At 68.0% G+C, this 6,559-nt stretch carries 7 protein-coding genes; 3 read left to right on the top strand and 4 right to left on the bottom strand.

Annotation, left to right across the window (positions count from 1 at the left end; genetic code table 11):
* Positions 1-11: 11 nt before the first annotated feature.
* Complete coding sequence (locus QMZ25_RS18900) at positions 12-1,964, bottom strand: acetyl-CoA hydrolase/transferase C-terminal domain-containing protein (protein WP_283220123.1); 1,953 nt, start codon at positions 1,962-1,964, stop codon at positions 12-14.
* A gap of 33 nt (positions 1,965-1,997) precedes the next feature.
* Positions 1,998-2,555 (bottom strand): flavin reductase family protein, encoded by a 558-nt coding sequence (locus tag QMZ25_RS18895; RefSeq protein WP_053518474.1) that lies wholly within the window; start codon positions 2,553-2,555, stop codon positions 1,998-2,000.
* Between the two features lie 121 nt (positions 2,556-2,676).
* Here QMZ25_RS18895 and QMZ25_RS18890 point away from each other — a divergent pair, with 121 nt between their 5' ends.
* The 3 genes from QMZ25_RS18890 to QMZ25_RS18880 are packed head-to-tail and all read left to right on the top strand — an operon-like array spanning position 2,677 to position 4,845.
* Positions 2,677-3,042: a BlaI/MecI/CopY family transcriptional regulator gene (locus QMZ25_RS18890; RefSeq protein ID WP_065181668.1), complete on the top strand. Its 366-nt coding sequence runs from the start codon at positions 2,677-2,679 to the stop codon at positions 3,040-3,042.
* Positions 3,035-4,288, top strand: a complete 1,254-nt coding sequence (locus tag QMZ25_RS18885; protein ID WP_197600555.1) for a TonB family protein — start codon at positions 3,035-3,037, stop codon at positions 4,286-4,288. Before QMZ25_RS18890 ends, QMZ25_RS18885 begins: the two co-directional genes overlap by 8 nt.
* Entirely contained in the window at positions 4,285-4,845 is a 561-nt protein-coding gene (locus QMZ25_RS18880) for a hypothetical protein (protein ID WP_128988479.1), read from the top strand. Before QMZ25_RS18885 ends, QMZ25_RS18880 begins: the two co-directional genes overlap by 4 nt.
* Positions 4,846-4,900: 55 nt before the next feature.
* Here QMZ25_RS18880 and QMZ25_RS18875 read toward each other — a convergent pair whose 3' ends face one another.
* Entirely contained in the window at positions 4,901-5,701 is an 801-nt protein-coding gene (locus tag QMZ25_RS18875) for an MBL fold metallo-hydrolase (RefSeq protein WP_053518482.1), read from the bottom strand.
* An 11-nt stretch (positions 5,702-5,712) separates the two neighbouring features.
* A complete protein-coding gene (locus tag QMZ25_RS18870; RefSeq protein ID WP_065175752.1) occupies positions 5,713-6,531 on the bottom strand; it encodes a S1/P1 nuclease in 819 nt (272 codons plus the stop codon).
* Positions 6,532-6,559 lie beyond the last annotated feature (28 nt).

Raw genomic sequence — 6,559 nt, 5'->3', positions numbered from 1 at the left:
CGCTACCGGCTTCAGGCCGTGCGTGCCAGCGCCAGCCGCAGCAGGCGCGCGTCCAGCCGCTCGTTGAAGTCCTTCGGTGACTGCAGGCCCATGCGCTGCAGGTACACCGCATCGCCATCGCCGGCCGGTTGCCGCAGCGCTGCCCAGACGGTACGCAGCTTGTCGCCGCGGGTCTGCGTGTTGGCCTTCAACCAGCCCAGCGCCTTGACCAGTACCTGCTCGATCTCATTGAAGTCGCTGCCCAGCGGGTAGTCGGGCAGGGTGCCGTCGGAGCGGAAGGGGGCCAGCGCTGCGGCCAGGGCCTGCGGTGTATTGCGCTGCAGCCGCTGCGGATCGGGCTGCGTCGTGGCCAGCAGCTTGCGCGCGGCCTGTGCCTGCTGCAGCAGGCCCTGCTGGAACGGCGCCTCGGTGATCGCCGCCATCGCCTGCACGCAGTCCTCGTCGGTCAACCCGCGCAGGTCGGCGATGCCGTACTCGTCCAGGTAGATATCACGCAGATGGCGGGGAATGGTGGTGTGGCCATAGTTCCAGCGCACGTTCGATTCGCGCTGGCCCTTGTCATCGCGCGCGGCGCGGAACATCAGCACGCTGCGTGCTTCCGGCAGGGCATGGGCCATCGCCACGAAGTTGTACTGACCGCCGACGCCGGACACCACGCGGCCATCGTCCAGGGCATCGGAGACCGCCGCGCCCAGCGCAGTGGCCATCATGCAGGAATTGAAGAAGCGTGCATGGCGGCGCTGCAGGCGCTCCAGCGTCTCGTTGCCGCCGTAAAGCTGGTTGATCTCACTGATGCGGCGCATGCCGATGGCGCGACGTTCATCCGCCGGCAGCTCGCGCAGCCACTGGTAGAACTCCGGCGAGCCCAGGTAGAACGCGCCATGCAGGTATTCGCCTTCGGCGGCCAGCGTGGCATGGTCGATGGACAGCGTGCTGCCGTTCTCGATGCGCTGCATCAGCGCCAGGTCGTCATGCACCTTGCGCTTGATCACGCCGGTCTGGACCAGCCGCCGGAAGCCCTCGTTGAGCATCTCGCTGCAGCCGTACAGGCCGATCTCGAACGGCTCCAGGCCGCCGATTTCCTGTACCAGCGGATGTCGCGCAAGCTGCGGGTCCAGCGCGTGCAGCACGCGCCGGTAGCGCGCGTTGTCGGTATGCCGCAGCACCAGTGCATGGCTGAGTGCATCGGCCAGCGTGCCGATGCCGATCTGCAGCGTGCCGCCATCGCGCACCAGGGTGCTGGCATACAGGCCGATCGCATAGTCGGCGTCGGCGACCGGCTGCCGCGGCAGGCCGAACAGCGCCGGATACGGCGGCGGCGGGGTGATGACCAGGTCGAAGAAGGACACATCGACCGTGGCGGTGCCGCCCAGATAAGGCAGCTGCGGATCGATCTCGGCCACCATCAGCGGACGCGGCAGGCCGCGTGCGGCGATTGCATCGAGCGTGTCCTGGGTGATGTCGTTGTTGCAGGACAACGAGAGGCGGCGATCGTCCGGGCGCATCGCCACCTTCTGCACGATTACCTGCGGCGCGCGCTGGGCCACTGCATCAGCGGCATGGGTGTAGTTGAGGCTGGTGTAGCTGGACTGCGCCTGCCGGGAACCGAGCAGGGCGCCGGACTGCATGTAGAACTCCTCCACCTGCACATGGGCGGGCAGTGCGTCACGGGCGATCGCGTCGGCATAGGCCAGGCGGGGGAAATCCTCGCCGAAATGGCGCTGCGCGAAGGGGCCCAGGAAGCGGGCCTCCAGGCCGCTGCCCCGCACCTTCGGCGGATTCAACGACAGGGCAGTGTAGAGCTGGAGGGGGTGCGAGGGATCGTTCTCGACCCGTGCATACAGTGCATTGAGCAACCGGTGTGGCTTGCCCAGCGCCAGCGGTGCTCCGATCCGCAGCGGCCCTTCCACGCGCGCGAACAGCCAATCGACGGCGGCGTCCAGGTCGGTGAGGTGTTCGGTCATCCGGGGCAGTCCTGCGTAAGGGGAGGTCCGGCATTACAGCATGTCGGGCTTGAACCGCCGTCGACGCGAGACTTCCGCACCGGCCACCATGAAGCGGCCATCGCCACGGTAGTGCACGGTGCGCGGCAGTTTCGGCCGTGGCGCGACGTGGGCACGCACGATCTCCCAGATGAAAAGGTTGCTGGTCTCGATCTGGCTGTCGTCGTACAGGCGGCACTCGAAGCACGAATGGCACTGGCCGACCAGCGGCGCGCCGACCTCGCGGGCGGGCAGGGCATCCAGGCCGAAGTGCGCGAACTTGTCGACCTCCCGCCCGCTGCAGTTGCCGATGTCCACTACGGTATCGAGCAGCTCCACGCCCGGCACATTGATCACGCATTCGCCGCTGCCCCGCGCCAGCGCGAAGCTGTGGTTCTCGTTCCACAGATAGGTCGCCACCAGTGATGGCGAGAAGCCCATCACCATGTGCCAGCCCATCGTCATCAGGTTGCGCTGGCCACGCCACGCGGTGCTGACCAGCACGATCGGGCCGGGTTCGAGGAAGCGGCGGGCCTGTTCGACGGGGAAATCCTTCTTGGGTAGCGGTTTCATGCGCACTCCGGGGCCGGGACGGCCGATGCTGGGCCAGGGCGCATGAAGTGCAGGTCGATGCAGGGCTTGACAGCGGTTTTGATTACGTGCGTAATCGAATTGTCGATTACGGGCGTAAACAATGAATCCGATCAGTGAAGCCGAGGCGGTCGTGATGGAAGTGCTGTGGCAGCAGGCGCCCCGCGGTGCCGATGAGGTGGTTGCCGCACTGGCCCACCGGGACTGGGCCGAACCGACCATCAAGACGCTGCTCAACCGCCTGCTGACCAAGGGCGCGATCGCTGCCGAACGCGAAGGCCGCCGCTATCTGTATCGGCCACTGCTGCAGCGCGAAGCTTGGGTCGCGGCTCAGAGCCAGGACTTTCTGGGCAGAGTGTTCGAAGGACGGGTGGCGCCATTGGTTGCCCATTTCAGTGAACGCGGCCAGCTCAGCGCGCAGGACATCGCCGAACTGAAGAAGCTGATCCAGGAGCTGGACCATGAGTGAGGTGCTCGACAGCGTGTGGCGGGCCAGCGTGTGGCTGGCGCTGGCGGTGATACTCCTGGCGGCGATGCGGCCGCTGCTGCTGCGGCTGGGAGGGCCCTCGCTGGCCTATCGCAGCTGGTGGTTGTTGCCCCTGCTGCTGGCAGGCCTGTTGCTGCCGTTGCCTGCGCTGCCCCTGCTGCAGCATGTGCCGACCCTGCCCCTGAACGTGATGCCTGTCGCGCCGGAGGGCGAGCCCACCCAGGTCATGCGCTGGCCGAAATGGTTGCTGCTGGCCTGGATGCTTGGCGTGGCGATCAGTCTGCTGCGCAGCCTGCGTGCGCAGCAGCGCTTCGAACGTATCCTGGGCCGTCTGCAGGCGCGTGCCGACGGCAGCTGGCAGGCCAGTGCCGATCCCGGTCTGCCGGCCCTGGTCGGCCTGTGGCGGCCGCGCATCGTGGTCGGCCCCGATTTCGACCAGCAGTTCGATGCACGCGAGCAGGGGTTGATCCTGGCACATGAACGCAGCCATCGCCGCAATGGCGATCACTGGGCGAACGGCGCGTTGCTGCTGGTACGCGCAGCGTTCTGGTTCCATCCGCTGATGCCGTGGGCAACACGCAGGTTCCTGCGCGACCAGGAACTGGCCTGCGATGCCCGCACCATTGCCACGCAGCCTGCGCTGCGCGGACTTTACGCCAGTACGCTGCTGAAGGCGCAGCTGGTTCACCCGGTTGCGCCGGCAGTGTGTCACTGGCGCAGCCAACCCGTGTTGAAGGAGCGAATCGCCATGTTGAAGCAGTCCAAGCGGAAGGCATTGCCGTGGGTGTCCGGGCAGGTGCTGGTGGTCGGGGTGTGCGCGGGCCTGGCCACGGTGGCGTGGGCAAGCCAGCTCGGGATGGCCGGCGTGTCGTCGATCGGCGTCGAGCCCGCCGAGTACGCGCAGGCCGATGCCGCTGCGGCCGGCCTGCAGCGTTCTGCGCAGGTCGAGAGGATGGCACCGCCGAAGTATCCGGAGTCTGCGTTCCAGCAGGGCCTGACCGGCGTCGTCACCTTGAAGGTCGAGATCGACGCAGAGGGCAGGCCGACCGACGTACAGGTGCTCAGCGCCACCAATCCCGGTGTGTTCGATGCGGTGTCGATCACGGCCGCCAAGGGCTGGACCTTCCGGCCGGCCCTGAAGGATGGGCGTCCGGTGGCTTCCGCCGTGCGGATTCCACTGACGTTCTCCATGAGTGAGGACGAGAGGGAAGCGGAGCGCGCGCGGTGAGGCAGGCCGCGCTGCTGTTGGCCACGCTGCTGGCCGGCTGTGCCACCCAGGAGCGACTGGGCACGGTTGACACCCGCAGCGAGAGTGTCGGCCATCAGCGGTTGCAGCCCACAGCGGCGGGCGGCAGCGGTCAGGTGCAGGCCTATGCGCTGGCAGCGGGCGAAGGCTATCGGATGCCGCAGCTGTATGCGGCGCCTGATCCGAAGGTGGGCGACCGCGATCCGCGTACCGAACTGGCGCCCACCACCATCTGCCTGCAGGTGGTGGTCGATGCGGAAGGCATGGTCGAGCGCAGCCTGCCGCTGACCGACCGCCCCGAGTGCGCCGCCGGCGCTGCAGCGGAGAACGCGCCGCTGCTGCAGGCGGCGCAGGAGGCGGTGGCGATGTGGAAGTACAGCGCTGCCGCGGTCTGCCACTACCCGGTCGGCAAGGTCCCATCCGACCGCGGCGACTGCGGGAGCGCCGAGCGCATCGAGCCGGTGCCGGTCAGCCTGCTGTACGCCTTCACCTTCGAGATCGTGAAGGGCCGGCAGACGGTCCGTACGCAGGGGAAATGATCGCGCGTGATGCCGGGTAGCGCCGGGCCATGTCCGGCCAGTACAGCGGCGTCGATCAGGCGCCGCCCTGGATGTTGGCCTTCACCGCCGGTTGCATCAGCGCCGGTTCGGCCAGCGTGGCGTCGCGGGCCTGGCGCACGCTGACGAAGTCGGCTTCGGCCACGCCGTCATGCACGTGGATGTTGCGCGCGCGCTGCTCGCCGATGGTGGTCTCGTTGGCGATGTCGCGGCCGCCCGGGCCATAGTCGTGGCAGACGAACACGCGGGTGGACTCGGGCAGCGCCAGCAGGCGCTGGATCGAGCGGTACAGCTGCGCCGCATCGCCGCCGGGGAAATCGCAGCGGGCGGTACCGCCGTCGGGCATGAACAGCGAATCGCCCGTAAACAGTGCGTCGCCGATCAGGTAGGCGATGCTGTCGCTGGTGTGGCCGGGCACGGCGATGACCTGGCCGCGCACTTCGCCCAGCGTGAAGGTCTCGCCGTCGGCGAACAGGTGGTCGAAGATGTCGTCTGCGGCAGGAAGCTGCAGGCCGAACCGCGGCGCAAAGGTCGCCTGCACGGCGCGGATGCCTTCACCGATGGCCAGCGTGGCGTGAGGGAAACGCTGCTTGAGCCGCCGCCCGGCCGACACATGGTCGGCGTGGGCGTGGGTCTCCAGCAGCCACCTCAGCCGCAGCCCCTGCTGCTCGATCGCGTGCAGTGCCGGCTGGACCGGCGACTCGCTGCTGGCATCGGTGTCCGGGTCGTAGTCCAGGACCGGATCGATCAGCGCAGCCTCACCGCTGGCCGGGTCGCTGACCAGGTAGCTGAAGGTATTGCTGTCGCGATGGAAGAACGACTGGACCTGGACCGGCATCGGCAACCTCCTCAGCGTGCGGCGAGCACGCGGTTCAGCAGCTGCGCCAGATTCTCGCCGGCCAGCCGCAGCTGCGCTTCCGCCACCGGGCGGTAGCGCGCGGTGTATTCATCGCCGATCTTACGCGAGGCTGGATAAACGCCGGCTTGCATCGAAATGCGGCAGCTGGCTTCAGCCCACGCCTGCGGATCGCGCTGCGGATTGGACTGGCGCGCCAGTTTCGGCGCCGGCAGCGACCGCAGCACCGGCAGATAGCCGTTGTCGTCCAGCTTGCGGGTGTTGAGCATGCCGCTGTCCCACAGCGAATGGAGGTTGGTGCCGCGGTTGCCGTACTGCAGCTGGAAGTCGTTGCCGCCCTTGTCGTGACCGTAGCCGGCATGCATTGGCTGGTGGATGTCGCCGACCAGATGCACCACGAACTTCAGGGCCTGCAGCCGCTCGCCGTCGGTCAGGCTGCGATCGCCGAGGATCGCGCTCTGTGCCTTCAGCGCTTCGACGATGCAGTTGCCGTTGGTGCAGTGCCTGGGCGCTTCGTAGTGGCAGCCGTCTTCGGCGATGTTGACGTAATGCCAGCCGGCGGAACGGCGGCCGAGGCCCGGGTCCTTGGCACGCAGCTGGTCGGCCCAGGGCGCCACGCTGGCGAGGGTGGCACCGGGTTCGGTGGCCAGCAGGCGGTCGACTTCGGCGCGTGCAGCGGGCGAGAGGCGGGAATCCGCTACCTCAGCGACAAGGCGATGACCTTGCGCGCCCCAGGCATGGGCAGGGGCGGAGGCGGACAGCAGAGCCGGCGCGATCGCGGCGGCGAGGAACAGGGAATGCAGGGCTTTCATGCCGGCATTCTAGCGGGGCGGCGGCCGG

The organism is Stenotrophomonas sp. RS-48 (genome assembly GCF_030053245.1).
Taxonomy (GTDB): Bacteria; Pseudomonadota; Gammaproteobacteria; order Xanthomonadales; family Xanthomonadaceae; genus Stenotrophomonas; species Stenotrophomonas maltophilia_P.
Note: the sequence above shows the minus strand (reverse complement) of the source record. Positions and strands in the feature narration are given on the sequence as shown.